The organism is Bacteroides sp. PHL 2737, assembly GCF_004115325.2.
GTDB lineage: Bacteria > Bacteroidota > Bacteroidia > Bacteroidales > Bacteroidaceae > Bacteroides > Bacteroides hominis.
In genome coordinates this window covers 1,356,942-1,379,715 of sequence record NZ_CP040630.1, presented here as the reverse complement: position 1 = coordinate 1,379,715, position 22,774 = coordinate 1,356,942, and the positions used below count along the sequence as shown (strand labels likewise).

Genomic DNA, 22,774 nt, shown 5'->3' with positions numbered 1-22,774 from the left:
TTTAATCTTCAATATCAATGGGAAAAATGATTAACCTGTGAAAATCCGTGTAACCTGTGACAGAATCTTATTTTTTCAACTTCTTCTCAAGCATCTTGATATAGTATCCGCCTACTACCGAACGAGCCTGGAAACCTCTCTGGTTGGGACGATCGGTAAATACCCAGTCAGACATCGGTACACGGTCGGTAGTCTCGTTCATGAACAGGTAAACCGGGTCGATAAACTTCTCGAATGTGGCTTTATCCGGTGCCAGTGTAGCAGTCCACATAATCCAGTCGGTCTTGGTATAAGTTTCACGGTTATCCAGCGGCAATCCATATCTGTTCTGCTTGCCAAGATAGTAAGCTATCTCTTTCTGTGCAACTGTTTCAGGGAATATCTGCAGATTCATCAGTTTATCCCATACCAGATTGTACTTCTGGCTCCAAGTTCCGGGCTTGTCAAAGGTCAGGCGGTAGTGATCACCGTCATCTGCCATCTTCACCCATTCGGCAGCCATTTCTTTGGCTTTCTGTGTATATTTCTCAGCCACTTCTTTCTTGCCCAACTTATCAGCCAGGTAGCCATAAGATGCTACACCCAGAATGGCTTTGATAGACAGGTTGGCGTTGTGTGCAAAGTGTCCGGCAAAGTCGTCTGTACACAACTGGGTATCCGGATCCAGACCGTATTCTGCCAGATAATCCGTCCAGGTGGTCAGTACATCCCAATGTTTCTGAGCATAGTCGGCATTCCCCTCAACAGCAGCGACAGCAGCAGTCAGTACCAATATATTTCCCGATTCTTCTACCGGCATATCGCCACCGTATGTCTGACCGTTAGCCAACGGATAAGTACCTACATCATGTGCGGCAAACGGCTTGTTCCATTTTCCACTTTCGCTATAATAGAAGATGTGGTTCATCAAACCTTTTGCCAATTCCGGATTGTACATAAGGAACAAAGGAGAAGAAGGATAAGTGATGTCTACCGTACCGATTGAACCATTGCTGAAGTTTTCTTTTGAAAGGAACAGCAGGTCCTTGTTCGGAGCTTCCACCAACTTATGGGCAGCGATAGCCTGGCGATAAGCCAGCGCACAGAGCTCGGCATATTTACGCCCACCGGCCTCGGTGGCTTCTTTCATCAGATTGGCATCGAATGCGGCACATTTATCCATCAATGCATCGTACTCTTTATCGGCTTTTGCAAACTGTGACAGAATGGTTTCGGTTCCGGTACGATTCCAGTACGGACGGAGGTTCTCACCAAAATACTGAACAGAATATAAATCATCGTATCCCAGGAGCAGATGTCCTTCTGCTTTCTTCGTTTCACCCAGTGAGCGAACCAATGCCAACTTATCACTTCCATCGGTTTTCGATGAAGTCAGTTGTCCGTCGATGAAGCTCTTTCTCAGTGTTTTTCCATCTCCGGTTGCACAAGTGCTGTTTTCCTTGTCAGCAGCCAGATAGAAATATCCCCAGTCAATGCGGACATCATCGCCTTTTTTACCCAATATTTCCTGATTGCGGCTTCCTGTCTTGAGGTATACCAAATCACCTTCGGTAAAGCTTTCGGCTACGGCTTCTTGATGAGGTTGGTCGAGTGCCCACTGCGGACCGGCTTCAAAATAAAGTTCTACGTTATGTGTTTTTCCATCATTCGAAGCTACTTCATATGTAAGGTAGTTCACCGGACGAGCCATCAAATCGAGATTGTCCATAAAGAGAGGTGAAGTGAAGATAAGTTTCAGATCCACCGGTCCACAAGTAAATTCGTAATTGGTCTGCATTGCCTGCACATCTGCTGATTTCTGCACGGCTGTCTGAGTAAAGTTCTGTGTATTGTCCTTCTCTACCAACAGACCGCAATCGATCAGACCGTTGGCAACACGGTTGTTACAGTAAATTGCAATCAGGTTCTCTCCCTGTTTCAGTGCGGCCACAGCCTCTTCCGGCAGTTTGGCAAGCATGTGTTTTTTAGCCGAGTTACCGGTATCCACCACCTTCACGCCATTCACATAGATGATGGCGTCATCGTCGTGAGAATATTCCAGATATACATTTTTACCTTGCAGGTTGTCTTTAATATCCGCTTTACGGCGTATCCAGATATACTCTTCTCCCCATTGGGTTTTGGCTGTACTTTCATTTTCCATAGTACCGAAAGCGCCCTCGCCTTCTTTCCATGCAGCATCATTAAAATCGGCATTTTGCCAGCCGTCAGCCGGTTTCGTTGTTGTATACTTAGCCGTCCACTTGCCCTGTTCCGAGGTCTTTACCAGCGGGAGCAGTTCCAGTTCTTCCGTTCCCATGAAACGGTAAATCTGTCCGTCTACCTTGGCAACACCCAGGAACGGGAAATCCTTACCCGTCCAGTGTTTCACCGGTCCGTCATACAGATTATCCGTAAACGACCAGGCACTGGTATAAGGGTCAATTGTCACCAACGGATAAGCCGGCGCACGCAACTCATTTTTGTCACTCTTGATGTCCTGCGGTGCACCACAACTGCTCAGCATGGCGGCTGCACCTAAGAACAGAGTCGATAGTTTAAGTTTCATAACTTCAGATTCTTTTTTTATAGTTTTTACCATTCAATATCTACTTGCACGCCGGCGGGATCATTCTCAAACCTCAACAGTAAGGTACCCGAACGCTCTTCCCACAATTTTCCCGGTTCAAGTTCTTCTTTCCCGTTCACACAAACCCGTCGCGGTTGTTTCGGAAGAAGCACTCTCGAAACATTGGTTGTATGCAACGGGCTTTTCGCAACAAATGAATAACTGCGTTTTCCTATCTTTTCATCATATATCCGGGAAGCACCGCAAAGGACTTTTGCCTTTGTCCGGCCCGGAACCCGATCGACATTATATAAATAACCCTGTTCACCGGGACGAATTACTTTACGAGTCAGCACCGGAAGATCTTTATCAAACAGATCGATATATAATCCCGAAAGTTCCATCGGAGCATCAGAGACGCTTTCGTTCAATACGGCAGCAATGGTATAGGGTCCCCGTTCAAGCAGGAAACTATTTTTCAGTTCTATTTCTTTCTTGGCAGTCTTTCTGTAAGCAGCCGAAACCGTGTCAAAATATCGTTGGTCATTCCCACTTTTCAGCACAAAATGTTTCGGATCCTCACGCAGGACGGTCACTGTTCCTTTCCCACAAGAATAAGTCCCGTTGACAGGCGACTTATCCAGTCCCAGCTTTTCGAACAAATGTTCCGAAGGGACTTTATACCGGTTACCATTGGAGTTCCACCATTCCAGTACTGACTGATAGGGGTCAATATCTTCACCACAATAAATCAAGGCTCCCCCTTTTTTCACCCAGGTTGCCAGGAAATCATGGTAACGGGATTCCATCGGCTTCATATTCGAATAAGACATGACCAACACTTTCAACCCTTCAAACGTCTCCTCAAACGGAGTATTCTCCATATGTACCAATTCTACCGGTATTCCCCTTTTAAGTAATGGCAAGGTCTGCCCATAGAAACTGCTGAATTGCGGATCGTCATAACCATCGTGGTCGGGAAAGCGCTGGAACATCAGTGAATTTGCCATCAGCACTCCGATGCCGTGCGTACCGCTTACCCGGGTTTCCGAAGTCCGTATATCGTTCAGCGTATTTACCATAATCTGCATTTGTGTAGAGTAGTCACGCGGAATACGTTCTTTCCGGTCTGTCCCCGCCACACGATACAATCCCTGATAAATGCGATCCGGCCAAGGCATCACCTCGTACGTGTCTACTGTCGGATACATCAGTTGGGCAGCAAAAGTAGCCTGATAGTTTATCTTATAGTCAAGCCAGTCCTTCGCCCGATCTTCAATAGGGTCCGTCAGAAAATACATCTTACGGTTCAACGGAGCCGTCATCGATTTCATACATCCATATTCGAGAAAAGCATTCTCAAATACCCGCTCTTTCTTCACTCCGTTATAATAGTTCGGTTCGCGGGCAGTTCCTGTCCAGACTTGCGCTATATATCCATCTACACAATCCAGCGAAGCCAGACTCGCTTCGGGGCTTACAATCTGCCACGACGTATAATTGACCAGTGAATGTGTAGGCACAAAGCACTTCACATCCAGCCCCTTCGATTTTCCATATGCTTTGGCATACGTAAATATCTCGTTAAGAGCGTTATAATAAAGATAATATTTCAGTTTATTCGATAAGTACGTATTCTCAGGAGATTCCTGTTGATCTCTCCAGGGAAATCCGTAATATTTCTGCCATTCGGACTTGAAAGCTTCACTATATCCGCTCCGCATCCAAAATTCCGGTTCTTCCAGATAAATAGAAGTAATGCCCGCATCGATCACCCGTTTGATCTGCTTTTCCTGCATGTAACGGATAAAGCTCTCGGTAGGTACGATATAAGGAATCAGGTGCCCGTGCGCAATTTCCCGTCCTTCGCGGTCACGCTGCCCCTCTTTGAGGTGATCTTTCACCCCATCCCATTTTCCAAGAAAATAATCCTGATAATCTCCCCAGGCCACCCCTGTCATAAACTCGGCCCGGTATCCTTTGTCTCTCCACGATTGTACGCGTTGCTCAAAAGTAACGCCTTTCTTATCCAGCGTTCCGTATACCATCACGGCATCGGCACGCACATCTGTTTCCGGTTTCCACGGCTCTGCTGTCTGGAAATTCGTTTTTGTGCCTGTGGCGGTTTGAGAATAGACGCCGCCACAGGCCAAAAACAAACCAATCAAAACTAATACCCTCTTACTCATGTGTTTGTGTTGTCACGTGTTTGTGTTGTTATTTGAATGGAGAAATCACTTGCATCAAAGCGGGACATCCGCTGGCATCATAGCTTTCCATCACACCTGTCGGACAGGGTTTGGCTGCATCTTTGAATGTCACGTTGCGTTTCATATCCCGGTTGTTCCACGCCACGTCTATGTTGTGGCGTAACCAATCCATATACTGAGGCTGATTGCCATCTTCTATCAGGCGAATGATGTACTGTGCAAAGATGGCGGCATAAATACCTTGTTCCACTCCGTTCTTGAACGGCAGCAGTCCGTCAGAATCACACATCTCGTTGCGAACATAGTCCGCAGCCAGAATGGCATCGTCCAAGTAAGACTTTTCGCCGGTTGCTTTGTAAAGCATCACTGCCGATCCGATGAATGTAGCCTGATTATAAAGTTGGGTGGTCCAGTCAATATCCATACCATTCTGTCTCTGGAAATGATAGTGCATATTGTCTGCTATACGGCCTTTCTCTTTATCGAAGAAAACATCCCTCGACCATGCATATACATTTTTAGCCTTTTCCAGATAGTCGGGATCTTTGGTTACATTATAAAGAGTCATGGCACCCACCGTAGTCGGATAGTTGATGCAAGCCATCTTGCCATCGTGCTTGAAGTTCCACCACAAGCCACCCCGCTCTTTATCATACGACTCTTTCCAGACATGGTAGAATCCCGAAGAGGCATGTGCCAGATATTTCGGATCATCGGTGATTTCGTAAGCACGCGCCAACGAAATAATCCACCACATCATATCGTCATAAATAAACCATTCTATTTTATTGTCCCAATTGTATTTATCGTATTGTTCGTATCCGCCTTGATACACCTCTTCTATCAACCGGCGATATTCAGGAGCCTTCGTACGTTTATACGCGTTCATAATCATATCCCAATAGATAGCCTGTACCCAGATGGCAGCTCTTCCTTTCATATCCGAAGAAATGGCATACAGTTTCATCTCCGGATTATAAAAAGTAGAATGAAAAGCATCGATTGCCGTCGTTGCGTCTTTCTTCGTAAAGTGCTTCAGTTTTCCATCCCCGGGCTGAGCGGCCCATGCGAGTGTACAGGGAAGAATTAATAAGATAGTTACCAGGGTCAGTACTTTGTTTTTCATGTCTTTGCCTCAGATTTTAAATTTTGATGTTACAAAGATTGGGGAAATATTGGAGAAAGGAGGATAATTATTATTCAATAAATAGCAAAAACTGACCAAAAACAAGGGATAGAACACTTAATATCAATATTGGAACATTTGTAGCAGGCTTTTGACCTGAATTTGTTCATTCCATATTCTGCGTGACCAAGAAACACATTCAGCAATATGAAAAGAATTCATTTGTAGTTCTCGCTATGCCGTCTCTCATACAAAAAATGCATTCCAATCTTCCATCTTCCACCTTTCAACGATTATCATTCTAATAATCAGCAGGATGACTTGGTGGAAGATCGCGTTTTCAGCCCGTTTATCTTCCACCTGTATCTTCCATCTTCCACCCACTGTTTTAGGAGAATAATTCAGAATAAAGAACTGATTCACAAAGAATAAAGTCGAGTTTTCTAAGCAAATATGCCGTATAAAGCATTTTGTTTTTCCCTATTACTTAGCTGAAAATGGTGCGATGTTTACCCCGTCCCGTATGCCCGGGCCCATGAGCCCGCGTGCCTGTGCCCATGAGCCCGCATACCCGGGCCCGTCAGCCCGGGTATGCGGGACGAGATAGAGATAACGGAATAAGACGTAGCATATCGGTATACAGACCATTAGAAGTATAGCAGAATACTGATGTTTACCCCCTTATTTGTGCCGGATAACAGGGGCTTTTGCTTGCAACGACGGTGTATCCCCCTCTACAACAGGCCACCCTTTTTTCCAGTTTACACGGTCGAGCATCAACACTCTTCCTTCAGGATTGGCTACACTGACAGCGTGATAAAACATCCAGTCCGCTCCTTTATCATCTGTTACGATTTCAGAGTTATGCCCGGGGCCCACGAATGCTGCATTTTTATCAATCAGCACTTCGTGGTGATTCTCCAGCATCGATGCCCCTTTTTTATCTACGTAAGGACCGAATAAGTGTTTTGACCGCCCCACTACCGTGGTATAGGTACTCTTTAACCCTTCACAACAGCGCCCGATGGAAGCAAACAAATAGTAGTAACCTCCCCGCTTGTGAATATAAGTTCCTTCATAGGCTGTGCCTGCCACCTGCTGTGGTTTCATTCCTTCTTTCAGTAAGAGTCCGTCATCACTCAACTCGGCTCCATAAATGCCATGAAAACTCCCCCAAAAAAGATATTTCTTGCCGCCATCTTCTATATAGAAAGGATCGATACAGTTCTGAATTTCGATTTCGTTACTGCGGAACAGTTTCCCATGATCGGTAAAAGGTCCCTCAGGTTTATCTGCCGTAGCCACACCAATCCCACAGGTCCACTCTCCACCCCAAACAGACATGGAGTAATACATCACATACCGATCACCGATTTTATTTATATCCGGCGCCCAAAGATTTCCTTTCGGCTCGAATGTAGGGCGGGTTTCATTGGTAAAAGCCGTACCCACAAAGCTCCAGTTTACCATATCTTTCGATCGGTGAATAGGGAGATTCCGGATATTTTCCGTTGCATACAGGTAATAATAACCATCATCTGCCTTGATAACCGTAGGGTCGGGAAGGCTGTAATTAATAACGGGGTTGGAATACTGCTGTGCAATGGAAGGAACACAGAAAGAAAAAACAGTAAAAAGGGAAAATAAAAGTTTCTTCATGCTGAATATATAAATTAAGAAAAGTCCCCTTATTCAGAATCTTCGGAATGTGATCTAAATAAGGGGAAACTTTTGATTTAACAAGCTATTAATTTATCTTTCTCTGATATAATAATACCGAGTTTCATATTTAATCGTAGAGCTACTGCTACTCTCATTATAACTAGTACTGATGGTAAAACGATTTGCTTTAATTTCTTCGGTTATTATCTCCCCGGTCCAACTATCTGCTGTATACCACAATCTATAAGAATCACCATTATCTACATGACAGAATATCTCTACTCTTCCACCACGTTTTGTTTTAATTCTCAAGACTTTCTTAGTAGGATCCAATAATTCTATTTCTTCAAACAAACCGGAACCACTCTGAGTACCAATCTCCAAATAATATTCGGTAGTAGCCACTTTATCCACACTACTTACCTCAATTTGTTCATTATCCGACGTATTAGCCATCACATTTGTCATACCTAAAGATACTAACACTAACGCAGTTATAAAAAATTTCTTATTCATGATAACATAAAATTTAAAAATTAATAAAAAGTTTACTAAAAAAAGAAAAAGGTATCAGGAAAGCCGGATACCCTTTTCCCTATTAAACATTGATATAAATTATTTCAGTCGGACCACAGGAGAGTAAATTCCCTGATCTGCGCCAGAAGACCAAACACATACACGAGCGAAAACAGTTTTTGCTTTTTGGAAAGCATCGTTATCTGTTAGATCCCGTTCCATAGAATAAGCTCCTTCTGCATTCCATACACTTTCTCTGTCAGCATCATCTGCACGCAGAATATTATGCCAAACATCATCTACAAAATTAGTGGTATTCATCAACAAAATGATACGATCAATTTTAGTTCCGGCAACTTTATTAATAGTAAAGTTAGCCTTAACTGTATTACCTGCTAATGAAATATCAGCATTAGAAATAGTATAGAATGGAGTTACTTCTACATCATGCGTAGTATTACCCTTTACTTGAATAATGGTAGTATCACGGCTATTCACCCAAGGACCATTATGGTCTCTAGTTACCATTTTATACTCACCGTCAAATAGTTTGGCAGAGTACACACCATCCTGACCAACAAAAACACTGATCGGATCATGTTTTTCGTATCCATCTTGATAAAGCTGAAGTTGGATAGCTTCACTAGTACCACGCAACTGCAAAGGTTCTCCCTTGTAAACGATACGTCCCATCAATGTAGATTCCGGAGCATCGTAGTTATCTTTTGTACAACTTGTAGTAGTTACTATCAAGCCTAACAGCAGTGTCGAAAATATAGTTTTGATTTTCATTGTATTCCACGAATTAAAAATTATTGATACGGGTTTTTCACCAATTTCGGGTTATTATTCAACCAACCATTCTCAAACTCACCATAATAATGTCTAAGTTCAAATTTCAACGGATAAGGATAAATTTCGGTCATATTCTTCTCAAAGAAAACCCACTTTCCATGATTTGCGTCTCCTTTATCTACCACTAAATAAGGCCATAAGCCACGACGTTGTGCAGAAGGATTATTGCTGTCACCATTCCAAATTTTATCAGCCAAACGCCAGCGTTTCAAATCCCACCAACGATGTCCTTCAAAAGCAAACTCAACTTGATTCTCGTGAACTATATTCTCAAAAGTCAAAGCCGTCAATGGTTGTACACCAGCACGTTCACGTATAGCATTGATATAACCCAAAGATTCAGTTGTACTACCTTTTAATTCAAAGGAGGCCTCTGCAGCTATCAAGTATGCTTCTGCTAAACGGAAATAAGGTGACCACATCTCAGAACCACGACCTATTGTACCCGCAGACGGAGTAGTATCCAAGAATTTACGAATATAAAAACCCGTTCTATTACATTGACGGTCATCACGTGGTTCGTAAGGTCCACTAATAGCTGTAATGACATTGCCATCACTATCTTGCGTACCTCTTGTACTTGTTTTAATCGTCCATGCTCCATTTTCTTTATTTAACTGGCCACCCTGCAGTTCCGTTTCCATCCCATTAAAGAATGACCCAGGATAAAGCACAGTACCTCCTAAACGAGGATCACGGGCCGTAAACAATTCAGTCGGGGTATCAAAGAAAACAGGATCTTGTACATTACCCGTTTCAAATTTAGCAGCTACACCCGGAGTAGAAGTAGACAATGGTTCATATGCTTCTACCAGATTCAACAGAACAGACATCATAGATGATTCCACATCTTGATTCATATTACGAGGTATACAGGACTTTGTAAACCCGTGTGTCTGACCGGGATATACATAATCACGCACCCACATAACCTCAGTATTGCCATTCTTCTCACAGATCGCGTTATAGAAATTATCAGCTAAGTCCTGCCACTTTGTAGAATTGGTTTTCATCAAAGAATAAGGAGAGGAAGTAATAACCTCTTGAGCAGCAGTTAAAGCTATTTCATAATAACTATTTGCTTTACTAGCATCAATACCCACCTCAGCACCTTCTGTTTTTAAAGGATTTACCATCATAGCATTATACTTAGCTATTGAAGCAGCATACAAAGCAGCACGAGCCTCTAGCATTTTAGCGGTCCATCTATTAGCACGAGCAGAATTTTTATTTGTCTCTCTGCTCATCATATCTGCAATAGTATGACATTCGTTTATGATATAATCATAAGTCGCAGCCTCTGTTGATCGTGGAATCTGGACAGTAGTAATATCCATACCCGGTGTATAATCAAACACTTCATCACCTACTATAGGCACCCCGCCTAATACGCGGCAAGAACAGAAATAGTACCAAGCACGCATCAACCGTACTTCACCTTCCAATGGAGCTTTTTCTGTATCAGAAAGTGCAGTAGACTCTCTTAATCCCTGTAAAAATTGATTCATCTTTCTAACCAAATCATAATTGTATTGTATCCACCAATTACGTCCTTGGTCTTGGCGTTCTTCACGCCAATAGCGAATAGATTCATCCAAAAAAGTATAATCTTCTGGAGCATCTAATCTCTGTCCAAAAGTAATATCTCCGTACAACTTGGCTAGTGCAGATTTAATCAAAACCGGATCACTATATAATTGATCATTGGTTATAATTGTATCCGGATCTTGGTCCAGAAAGCCACTACAGCTACTCAATGACAAAAGTCCTGCAGCAATAACCGAAAATAAATATTTCTTCTTCATACTTTAATCAAAATTTGAGGTTCACACCAATATTAATCACGCGCATAGTCGGATAGTCCAAACCATTATCAGCAATACCTTCCGGATCAACCGGTACATTAGAGAACGTTAACAGATTAGTTCCCGACAAATATACACGCATGCTGCTTATACCGGCTTTAGTTGTAATCACCTTCGGTAAAGTATATCCCAATTCCAGATTACGTAATTTGATATAGCGTACATTATGCAACCAGAAATCACTCGTCCAATAGCTACTATCGTTATCACCCAAACGAACTAATGGATATTTACCTGGGATTAATTCACTATCAGCATCCCAGATATCAGCTAAATGCCAAGCATCCTTGAACACTTCACTCGGGCTATTACCGTCGTTTTGGAACGGGCGAGCTGTTTCATATCTCTGTGCCCAAGAGCTAAGCCCTGAGCCAGTCCAATCCATAGCAAAGTCAAATCCTTTCCACGATGCAGCCACATTAATACCATAATTTAAGTTCGGAGTCGAGTCAGAGCGATAACCGATAGGACGTTCGTCCATACCGTTGATTACACCGTCACCATTGACATCTTTATATTTAAAGTCACCCGGAACAATAGTTGTATTACCTTTACGGTCATTATCAATAGGATAATTAGCAATATCTTCCCAATCTTTAAAACGACCAACAACTTCATGTCCCCAATTGATATAACCTACACGATGCCAAATACTATTCCGGTATCTATCCCAAGAGTTGCTACGACGATCATCATACTGTTCCCAATCGTAGAAGCGAGAATAGGTTACATTACCAGCAACACTATAGTTGAAATCATTAATATTATCCGTCCAACGTACCATAGCATCATAACCAATATGTACATCTGAGTTTAGATTCTCTTTCGGTAAACTAAATCCCAATTCTGAAGGAAGTAATACGTCATAACGTCCTGCTGGTAAACCGGTACGCACGCGACGGAAGAAATCCACTTGCGCATTTAAACGATTATTGAAGAATCCCATATCTACACCAATATCAAGAATCTTTGCCTTCTTCCATGATATAGTAGTATTAGGTAATCCACGCGGATCAGAACCTACTACATATTGCCCGTCAATTACCGCACCACCATTGTTATAATTGTAACCCGGCATATAACCAAAAGCACTATAATCTCCTCCCATATCATCATCACCGACAACTCCATAAGATCCACGTATCTTAAAATCTGAGAAAACATTTACCATCTTACTCTCTTGCCAGAAATTTTCCTGAGAGATTCTCCAACCCAAAGACGCCGAAGGGAAAAATCCCCAGCGTTTACTTGGTTTAAATTTCCAAGAGCCATCCCAGCGACCAATAACCTCAACAAGGTATTTATCGGCATAACTATAATTAATACGCCCTAACCAACCTAAACGTGCCTGAGTTCTATTTCCCAGATCTTCGTAAGTGTCCATTTCTTTGAAGTTTATCAGGTCCATATTATTGGCAACAGGAATAGAGTGTACTTTCGTAAACGGTTCATCACGCTTAGAAGCTTCAAAGGCAGCTACAGCATTAATAGAATGATCTCCAAATTTATTATCGTAATTCAACTGAAAATTAGAAAAAATATCTTCTTTTCTCTCACGTATACGTTCACGATAAGGGTTACTCATATTCACATCTACCGGATACGTATCTGTAGCAGCATCATAACGATACAATTTATAAGTATATTCATGATTATCCATTTCACGATAAGCAAAATAATAACCTACCATACCCTTAGCTTTCAAGCCTTTCATAAGCTCATATTCCGCAGTCGCTTGCATCTGGATAACACGCCATACATCACTCAAACGACCAGACTTGTCATAGTTCAAAATGGCAAAGTTCGTAGCATCATCTGATGAAACCTTTTGCGGGTAAAGAGGATTATCATTAGCATACGGACCTTTTGTCGGCTGATTCTTCATCACAGCATAACGAGGTAGCCAATAGTCATCTCCCCCTGGTACACCTGGGTTTCTACGAGCCTCAATACGCCCATTCATAGTAGCACCAATCTTGAATCTTTCATTCACATTCATATCAATATTCATCTGAACATTGGTACGTTTGAAGCCACCATAATTACGTACTGTAGCATCTTGTCCCAAATGAGAAATAGCAACATAATAATTTGACTTATCTGAACCTCCCTGGAAATTAGTGTTGATATAATACTGAGGAGCAGAAGTCCAAATATAATCACGCCAATTGAATCCTTTATAGCCTGTTTCAGTACCATCCATCCATTTATCGTATTCAGATTTCGGATAGCGACGATCACCTTCTGACTTTCTTGCCCAAGTTTCAGCTGCAACATAAGCATTTACATAAGTCTTAGTGTCCGAAGGTTTAATCCATACTGAATTTTTCTGCCAACCATAATAAGCATTCACGGATACGGTGTTTTTACTATTACGATGCCCTTTCTTAGTAGTAACCACTACTACACCATTTGCCGCACGAATACCATAAATGGCAGCAGACGCATCTTTCAATATGGAAATGTTTTCAATATCATTAAAATCCAAGTTATTAAATTGTCCTCCATCAGATTGTACACCGTCAATTACATACAATGGATCACCCATATTACGAATCTGCAACTGTGTGGATGCACCCGGACGCCCATCATTCTGACGAGTATTCAGACCTGCGATCTTACCAACCAATGCTCCTGAAGCAGTAGATGCAGCTGAACGCTCGATATCCGTTGATTTAATCGCAGAAACGGCACCTGTCAAAGTAGCTTTTTTCTGTGACATACCGAAACCGGTAATAACGACTTCATCGAGTACTTTTGTGTCTTCCTGTAGAATTACTTTAACTGTGTTTGATGCGCCTACGTTTACTTTTTGTGTTGTGTAACCAATAAATGAGATTTCAAGTGTAGCTTTAGGGCCGACACTCAGCGAGAATTCACCGTTCATATCGGTGATGGTACCAGTCGTGCTTCCCGGCTCTTTTACATTAGCACCAATTACCGCTTCGCCATTGGCGTCGATAACTATACCCTTTACGGTCCGTTGTTGTTGAACGGAGTTCACAGCCCATACAGTTTCTGCTGCCGGATTTTCGGCACCGGCGAAACTGTAGGCACTTGGCAAAAGCGAAAAGGCAGCCATACAAAGTGGTATGCGCCACATTCTGCTACGACTTGCGAGCCAAAACATTTGTTCTTTTTTACGCATAGTACATAAATTTAAAAAACAGGTTCTATAAATCTTTAATGTATAAAAGCATCGTTATGGAAATAATCCCCGGGATATAAGACGGGATGTATTTCATAGTATAGCTCTTACGGTTTCGAAACATTGCAAAGGAAAGTTATATTTAGCTAATAAGACGATAATTTTCGTTCAATAAACAACAAAATCTGTTCTTTTTCAATATTTCAACTCTATTCACAGAGCCTCAAAACGACATCTGAACAGATTCTGCTATTTATTGAACAGTATTTTTCATCTCCTTTCTACGAATTTGGTCACCTTTGTATAATTCCTCATTTATTAATTAAATAATGTATTAAGCAAACATGAAATTACACATTGCTATGCTGGCAGCTACCCTGCTGTTATCCGGAGGAGCCTCGTACGCCCAAGGGAATAAACAGGAAAAAAAGGCGAAAGCCTACATGGTGGCAGATGCCCATCTGGACACTCAGTGGAACTGGGATGTACAGACTACCATTAAAGAGTATGTTTGGAATACGATCAGCCAGAACCTGTTTCTGCTGAAAAAGTATCCGAACTATGTGTTCAACTTTGAAGGCGGAGTGAAATATGCCTGGATGAAGGAGTACTACCCTGCACAATACGAAGAAATGAAGAAGTACATCGGGGAAGGCCGCTGGCACATTTCCGGAAGTAGCTGGGACGCAACGGACGCTCTGGTACCTTCGACTGAATCGTTCATCCGCAATATTATGCTGGGACAACAGTATTACAGACAAGAATTCGGAGTAGAAAGCACGGACATCTTCCTGCCCGACTGTTTCGGATTTGGCTGGACACTGCCTACCATCGCTTCACATTGTGGACTGATTGGTTTCTCTTCACAAAAGCTGGACTGGCGTGTGCATCCATTCTATGGTAAGAGCAAGCATCCGTTTACAATCGGCTTGTGGAAAGGAATAGACGGATCGTCTATCATGCTGGCACATGGATATGATTATGGCAGAAGATGGAATGACGAAGACCTTTCAGAAAACAAACAACTGAAAGAGCTGGCAGGCCGTACACCTCTTAATACAGTATACAGATATTACGGTACAGGCGATATCGGCGGATCACCGACACTGGGGTCCGTCCGATCTGTGGAGAAAGGGCTCCGAGGGAACGGTCCGGTAGAAATTGTCAGTGCGACCAGCGACCAGCTTTATAAAGACTACCTTCCTTATAAGAATCATCCGGAATTACCGGTATTCGACGGTGAACTGCTGATGGATGTTCATGGTACAGGATGCTACACCTCACAGGCCGCCATGAAATTGTACAACCGCCAGAACGAATTGCTGGGAGATGCTGCCGAAAGAGCTGCCGTAACTGCCGAATGGCTGAATCAGGCCAAATACCCGGGAAGCACCATCAATGAAGCATGGAAACGCTTCATTTATCATCAGTTCCACGATGACCTGACAGGAACCAGCATACCGCGTGCCTACGAATTCTCATGGAACGATGAACTGATCTCACTGAAACAGTTCTCCAATGTACTGACTTCCTCCATCCATGGCATCGGCAGGGAATTGGATACACGGGTTAGCGGTATTCCGGTAATCCTTTATAATGCACTGGGATTTACAGTTTCAGATATTGCCGAAATCGAACTTGACCTTCCGAAAGCTCCTAAAGGAGTAACAGTATACGATGAAAAGGGCAAAAAAGTATCTGCACAGCTCATTTCTTATACTGACGGAAAGGCACGCATCCTGGTAGAAGCAACAGTTCCGGCTACAGGATATGTGGTATATGACGTACGCACATCGGGAACCGCCACAGGTGATGTTGCCCCCAACGTCAATACTTTGGAAAACTCCCTGTATAAGATTACATTGGATAAAAACGGAGATATCGTCTCTCTGACTGACAAAAAGAACGGCAAAGAGCTGGTGAAAGCCGGGAAAGCAATCCGCCTGGCACTCTTCACTCAAAATAAGTCGTACAACTGGCCGGCATGGGAAGTGCTGAAAGAGACAACTGACCGAACTCCGGTTTCGATTACGGATGATGTAAAAATGACTTTAGTAGAGAACGGAATCTTACGTAAATCGCTTTGTATAGAGAAACGTCATGGAGAATCGGTATTCCGCCAATATATACGGCTATATGAAGGCAGCCGTGCAGAACGCATCGACTTCTATAATGAAGTAGACTGGCAATCGACTAACGCACTGCTGAAAGCCGAATTTCCTCTCAACATTGAGAACGAGAAAGCTACATACGACTTAGGTATCGGAAGCATCGAACGTGGAAATAATATCGAAACCGCTTATGAAGTATATGCACAATATTGGGCCGACCTGACCGATCGTGACGGAAGTTATGGTGTATCGGTGATGAACGACAGCAAATATGGATGGGACAAGCCGGATAACCATACGATCCGCCTCACACTGCTTCACACACCGGAAACACGCAACGGTTATGCATATCAGGATCACCAGGATTTCGGACATCATGTGTTCACTTATAGCCTCGTACCACATCAGGGAAAGCTGGACAAGCCCGGTACTGTGGAGAAAGCTGAGATACTGAATCAACAGTTGAAAGCCTTCCGTACTGAAAAGCACAAAGGAAATGCCGGAAAATCGTTCTCGTTTGCTTCTTCGGACAACCGCAACGTACTGATCAAAGCACTGAAAAAAGCGGAAGAAACCGATGAGTATGTAGTGCGCGTATACGAAACCGAGGGTCGGAAAGCACAGAGTGCCACACTGACTTTTGCCGGTGAGATCATCAGTGCCAGCGAAGCCAACGGTACGGAAAAGGCAATCGGCGATGCAACTTTCGAAGGAAACAAATTGCAGGTAAACATTACTCCTTATTCTGTAAGAACTTACAAGGTTCGCCTCAAACCATCAGGACGTGAGGCATCTCCGATCGAATATGCCGCTTTACCGCTTGACTACGACCGCAAATGTGCTTCTTATAATGAATTCCGCGGAGAAGGCGACTTCGAATCGGGTTATTCTTTTGCTGCCGAGCTCCTGCCGGATTCACTGATAGCCGGTCAGATCACTTTCCGCTTGGGAGAAAAAGAGATTGCGAACGGAATGACTTGTGAGGGTGACACCTTGCAACTGCCTGCGGGAAACAAATACAACCGTCTCTATATCCTCGCCGCCTCTACCGAAGGAGACAATCAGGCCGACTTCCGCATTGGCAAGCAGACCGCTTCATTCGTTGTGCCTTCTTATACCGGCTTCATCGGCCAATGGGGACATAAAGGACACACCGAAGGATATCTCAAAGACGCCGAGATTGCCTATGTCGGTACACACCGCCATGCATCCAACGGTGATCAGCCTTATGAATTCACTTATATGTTCAAGTTTGGTATGGATATTCCGAAAGGAGCTACCAGCGTAATCTTGCCCCGAAATGAAAAGGTGGTTTTATTTGCTGCTACCTTGGTTGCCGAAAATGAACCGGTTACAACCGTAGCCAGTGCTCTTTTCCGCACCAATAACGTAGGCAATGCAGCTACTGCCGGAGAAGGTAAAGAAGTAGTACGGGAAAATATCCTGAAAGGAGCTAAAATCATTGCTTGTTCAGGATACACCAACGATGAAGAAAAACCGGACTTCCTGCTGGATGGCAAGACGGATACAAAATGGTGTGACGTTTCACAAACGCCGAACTATGTAGACTTCGATCTGGGTAAAGCACAAAACATCAGCGGTTGGAAGATGGTGAACGCCGGACAGGAAAGTCACTCATACATCACCAATGGTTGCTTCCTGCAAGGGAAAATGAACCCGGGCGATGAATGGACCACTCTGGATGCTATCGACGGTAATCATGCAAATGTCATTTCACGTCCGCTGAACTATGACGGAAAAGTACGTTACATCCGTCTGCTTGTGACCCGTCCTACACAGAGCACCGGAGGCAGAGATACACGTATCTACGAACTGGAAGTTTATAAATAATGCAAATCAGTAGTGGAAGATTTGAAATTCAACTACTAACTTGCATAAACAAAGAAATAAGAAGAGTGGCTAATGGTTATGTACTGTCAGCCACTCTTTTTTCACATAACTCCCCTCAGAGTTTGATTTGCCTTGACATATCCCTGAATTTCAGTGCATCCTTCCTATCCAAGTTGGCCAACCTCGGTGAGTTAAGCAGACTGGGCCTACGGCCAGCATTGATTCACACCCAAACATCCTTATTAGTTAATTAGTTAGGAGCTCCAATGGAGTATCTTCTATAGGGAAATTAAGAAAGGGTTGTGTCCAAGCCGAACAAGCTTTGGATACAACCCTTAACAGTAAACTCTATTATATACCGGTTCTTATTATTTCTGCATTTTATCCATCAATACCTTCATCCAATAGCCACCGATTACAGAGCGTGCCTTGAAACCGACAAATTTACCACTATCGGTATAATGCCAGTCGCTCAGCGGAACGCGTGATACGGTTTCGTTGGCATACTTATATATGGGAGAAATGAATTTCTCAAAAGTCGCTTTGTCCGAAGACATGGCAGCACTCCACATAATCCAGTCGGACTTAGTATATTCTTTGCGGGAATCCAACGGGAGACCATAAAGATTTTGTTTGGTCAGATAGTAAGCGACTTCTTTCTCCATCACATTGTTGGGGAAGAGGTGCAGATTCCACATTTTGTCCCAAATCATATTGTATTTCTGACTCCAGGTATTCTCACGGTCGAAAGCCAGACGGTAATGATCGCCTTCGCGTGCCATTTGTTCCCATTTGGTGGCCATGGCTTTGGCTTTAGCGGCATACCGGTCGGCTACATCATCCATACCGAGCATACGGGCCATTTCGCTATAACCGGCTACTCCCATGATGGCTTTTACCGAAAGATTGGCATTGTGTGCCCAGTGCCCGGCAAAGTCATCGGTACAAAGTTGATTTTCGGGATCTTGTCCGTATTCTACCAAATAATCCGTCCAGATAGTCAGTAAATCCCAATACTTCTTGGCGTAATCGGCATTTCCTTCTACTTTGGCAATAGCAGCAGTCAGGACCACCATATTTCCACCCTCTTCAATCGGCATATCTCCTCCGTAAACCTGTCCGTTCGCAATAGGATATGTACCTATGTCATGAGCCGGGAAAGGTTTGTTCCAACGTCCGCTGGCACTGTATTCAAAAATACTGGTCATCATACCTTTCTGCAATTCGGGGTTATAAGCCAGGAAGAGAGGGGCAGACGGATAGGTAAGGTCGACGGTATTGATACAACCGTTACTATTGTTCTCTTTAGAGAAGAAGAGCAAGTTACCATCCGCATCCTTGAACAGCTTATGGGCGGCAATCACTTGGCGGTAAGCGAGCGCACACAGTTCAGAGTATTCTTTGCCACCTGCTTTTTCTGCATCGTTCAGAATCATTTGGTCGTAAGCGCGACAGCGTTCCATAACAGATGCATAATTGGCCTTGGCACGTTCGAAGGCATCAAAGATAGTCACTTTACCGTCATGTTTCCAGTAAGCCATACGAGGCTGGTAGAAGTATTCAATAGCTGAGATATCATCATATCCCAACATCAGGAAGCCGGATTTGCCATCGGCACCTACTTTGCCCAGGTTATCGGTATAGGCCATAGCCGGCATCTGGTCGGCACGACGGGTCACGCATTCGGCTTGCGTGGGCAATAAAGTACCCTTAGTCGCAAATTCGTTCTTCATGCCATAATAGTTACCCAGGCTTACAGCCGTATTGGCACCTATATTTCCGGCCAGATAAGCATATCCCCAGTCAATGCAGATTCCATCTCCTTTTCGTCCGAGGATAGGCTGATCGATGGTTCCCGCCTGTACGTAATTGATACCGTTACGACGGATCACTTTCGAACGGGTAGGTTGTGTCAGTTCATTGATGGCAAGCTGTGGAGTGGTCTCCACGTACATCTGCACATCGTGCTGTTTTTTATCCAGCGAACGAACGCGGTAAGAAATATAATTAACGGGAGTAGACAACAAATCGAGGTCGTCCATCATCAAAGGTGCGGTAAACACCAGGTCCAGTTCCACCGGACCGCAAGTAAACGTGTAGTAAGTTTGTGTGGGGAGTACGCTTACCGATTTCTGAACGGCTGCCGTCTCAAAGCCCGTCGTCTGTTTGTTCAGGCGATAAAGGCCGAAATCTACATAAGCACCTCCTGTTGTGTTGTGACAGTGTGCGGCAAGTACGTTTTTTCCTTTTTGCAGCTTCTTCTTGGCTGCGTCCGATAGTTCGAGTAATACGTCGTTGTTCCATGAATAGTCCGTAGCAACCAGCTTTTCACCATTCAGGTAGAGTTCGAATACATCGTCGTGCGAATATTTCAGATAGATGGTTTCTCCGTTCAGGTCGTCATTGATCTGAAATTCACGACGAACCCAGATATCCGGAGTAGTCCAGCGAGTCTGGACACGAGGCATATCGGGAGTACCGAAAGCACCTTGTCCCTCTTTCCATCCGGCAGCATTGAACGAAAGGGTATTCCATCCCGCAGCCGGCTGGTCAAAAGTATAACTTCCCTGCCAGGTATCGGTATCCGTCATCGGAACAAGAGTCTCAAGGTTCAACTTATCTTTGCCCATAAAACGATAGGTTTTCCCATCCACACGTATGGCACCCAACAAAGGATGTTCCGTTCCGGTCCAATGCATCGTGCTGCTTTCATTCAGTGCATCTGTGGGCGACCAGATGGACAGATAAGGGTCGGAAGTGATGAGAGGCACTGCCGGAGCACGCAAAGCTACATTTTTACTCGCTTTGTACAAATCGGCTGCCTGTGCATTACATAGCATACCGACTGCTAAAGCCATTGCAAATAGTTTTTTCATTATTTTATTTATTTGTATGTTTCACTCAAAATCGTATCCTTCAACAATCTATACCTTAATCAAAAACTTGTGTACCTATCGACACCCTACTCTAATCACTTATTTAAAGAATTGCATATCTTGGTATTGATAGCCTTCACCTGGGCTTCATTCACCTTAATCACCTTACGGTCATATGTCATCAGTCCGTTCACTTCCATTTCCACATCAGTGGTCTGTGTGTAGACAGCAGCCGAGAAACCTCGCTGAATCAACCGGTACAATTCATTGCCGTACTCAACATATTGTTTCGTTACTTCCTCCGGAGAATTGAACTTTACGTATCCCCAGTTGTGATTCGGTTCCCAAAGGTGTTCGTTTAATGCCAGTCCGATACCGCCATATTCACCCAATACAGTAACACGTCCGGCATCATAGAAGTCGAGGGACGGATTGGGATAATGATGCAAATCGAGAATGTCACCACAAGGGAAATGATTGCCGCCACTTGCCGGGTTCACCAAGCGTGAAGGATCATACTTCTTTGTCCATGCCGCAATATCTTCGGTCTTGAACTGTCCCCAACGCTCATTGAACGGAACCCATACACCGATGCAAGGATAGTTGTACAAATAGTCCATGATCTCTTTCCACTCTTTACGATAAATCTGTTCCGACTCTTCACTACGATTCAGCTCGTTACCCGTGAAGTAATTATACATCTGCCATTCCGGCTCACGGTCACCGTTCGGCATATCCTGCCATACAATGATACCCAGTTTATCGCAGTGTGTATACCAACGTGCCGGTTCCACCTTCACATGCTTACGGATCATATTGAATCCGAAGTCTTTGGTTTTCTGGATGTCATACACCAACGCCTCGTCTGTCGGAGCTGTATACAACCCGTCGGGCCACCAACCCTGATCGAGCGGACCAAACTGGAACACATCTTCATTATTCAGTTGCAGACGTACAATTCCGTTCTTGTCACGACGGGTAGAATATTTACGCATAGCTGTGTAACTGTCTACTTTATCAGTCACTTTACCATTATTCAACAGAGCTATCTGCATGGAATAGAGAGCCGGAGAGGCAGGACTCCACAATTTTGCATCGGCAGGCATCTGAATGTCGATGGTCTGGCCATTCAGTCCTTTTCCGGTAGCAACCAATTGTTTGCCATCGAACACTTTCACTTCAATAACTTCGGAAGGACAACCGGTACTGGTAGCAACATCTACGGTCAGTTTCTTTCGGTCGATATCCGAAGAAGTACGAACATTCGTTATATGACGTTCGGCCACAGGTTCCATCCAAACAGTCTGCCAGATACCTGTCACGGCCGTATACCAGATACCTTCGGGACGGTTCACCTGTTTGCCGCGAGGCTGAGGTCCGCGGTCTGTCGGATCCCATACTTTCACTACGAGCTTATTGTCTCCCTTAGCAGCCAAAGCAGCTGTAATATCAAGCGAGAAAGGAGTAAATCCGCCGGTATGCTGCCCTACTTTAATATCATTCACCCAAATATCGGCTTTCCAGTCTACAGCACCGAAATTCAACATCACCTTTTTACCTTTCCAAGTGGCAGGTACAGTGAAGTTACGCTGATACCAGAGTTCCTCATCGGGACTTACTTTCTTACCAACACCTGAAAGGCTGGACTCTACGGCAAAAGGAACCAGGATCTGTCCTTCATAAGCCGAAGGAACGGCTCCCTTTTCTGTGATGGCATAATTCCACAAACCATTGAGGTTTTTCCACTCTCCCCGTTCCATTACCGGACGCGGATACTCGGGTAGTACATTCTCAGGGTTTACCTGTTCAGCCCACTTTGTCTTGATTTTGTCTCCTGCCGGTTTCCATTGTGCAAAAGCGGAAGTAGCCATCGACGCTGTCAGAACAGCAATTAAAATGCTCTTTTTCATTGTCTTAAAATTATGTTTAACCTATTGATTACGCAATACGTTCCCCGGGGCAGGTAGTCGGCTACCTGTCAAACTAAGGAAAAACGTTCTAAATAA

At 43.8% G+C, this 22,774-nt stretch carries 11 protein-coding genes; 1 reads left to right on the top strand and 10 read right to left on the bottom strand.

Annotated elements, in window-relative coordinates:
• Positions 1-67: 67 nt before the first annotated feature.
• The 8 genes from DBK98_RS05810 to DBK98_RS05775 form a co-directional block, all read right to left on the bottom strand.
• Complete coding sequence (locus DBK98_RS05810) at positions 68-2,548, bottom strand: glutaminase domain-containing protein (RefSeq protein WP_005822815.1); 2,481 nt, start codon at positions 2,546-2,548, stop codon at positions 68-70.
• A 26-nt stretch (positions 2,549-2,574) separates the two neighbouring features.
• Positions 2,575-4,737 carry a hypothetical protein gene (locus tag DBK98_RS05805; RefSeq protein WP_032536451.1) on the bottom strand — a complete coding sequence of 721 codons (2,163 nt, stop codon included), beginning with the start codon at positions 4,735-4,737 and terminating at the stop codon, positions 2,575-2,577.
• Between the two features lie 28 nt (positions 4,738-4,765).
• On the bottom strand, positions 4,766-5,884 hold the full coding sequence (locus DBK98_RS05800) for a glycoside hydrolase family 76 protein (RefSeq protein WP_005812081.1): 1,119 nt from the start codon (positions 5,882-5,884) through the stop codon (positions 4,766-4,768).
• A 681-nt stretch (positions 5,885-6,565) separates the two neighbouring features.
• A complete protein-coding gene (locus DBK98_RS05795) occupies positions 6,566-7,543 on the bottom strand; it encodes a family 43 glycosylhydrolase (RefSeq protein ID WP_032536452.1) in 978 nt (325 codons plus the stop codon).
• A gap of 93 nt (positions 7,544-7,636) precedes the next feature.
• On the bottom strand, positions 7,637-8,062 hold the full coding sequence (locus DBK98_RS05790; protein WP_005812085.1) for a hypothetical protein: 426 nt from the start codon (positions 8,060-8,062) through the stop codon (positions 7,637-7,639).
• A 99-nt stretch (positions 8,063-8,161) separates the two neighbouring features.
• Positions 8,162-8,854 (bottom strand): DUF3823 domain-containing protein, encoded by a 693-nt coding sequence (locus DBK98_RS05785; protein WP_005812087.1) that lies wholly within the window; start codon positions 8,852-8,854, stop codon positions 8,162-8,164.
• A gap of 20 nt (positions 8,855-8,874) precedes the next feature.
• A complete protein-coding gene (locus DBK98_RS05780) occupies positions 8,875-10,722 on the bottom strand; it encodes a RagB/SusD family nutrient uptake outer membrane protein (RefSeq protein ID WP_005796696.1) in 1,848 nt (615 codons plus the stop codon).
• 7 nt (positions 10,723-10,729) lie between these two features.
• On the bottom strand, positions 10,730-13,930 hold the full coding sequence (locus tag DBK98_RS05775) for a TonB-dependent receptor (RefSeq protein WP_032536453.1): 3,201 nt from the start codon (positions 13,928-13,930) through the stop codon (positions 10,730-10,732).
• Positions 13,931-14,274: 344 nt separating this feature from the next.
• On the opposite strand from DBK98_RS05775, the gene DBK98_RS05770 reads away from it, so the two are divergent.
• Positions 14,275-17,892 (top strand): glycoside hydrolase family 38 C-terminal domain-containing protein, encoded by a 3,618-nt coding sequence (locus DBK98_RS05770; protein WP_032536454.1) that lies wholly within the window; start codon positions 14,275-14,277, stop codon positions 17,890-17,892.
• Between the two features lie 368 nt (positions 17,893-18,260).
• On the opposite strand, the gene DBK98_RS05765 is transcribed toward DBK98_RS05770, so the two are convergent.
• A complete protein-coding gene (locus DBK98_RS05765; RefSeq protein WP_032536455.1) occupies positions 18,261-20,768 on the bottom strand; it encodes a glutaminase domain-containing protein in 2,508 nt (835 codons plus the stop codon).
• A 95-nt stretch (positions 20,769-20,863) separates the two neighbouring features.
• Entirely contained in the window at positions 20,864-22,678 is a 1,815-nt protein-coding gene (locus tag DBK98_RS05760) for a glycoside hydrolase family 2 protein (RefSeq protein WP_005779224.1), read from the bottom strand.
• Between the last annotated feature and the right edge of the window lie 96 nt (positions 22,679-22,774).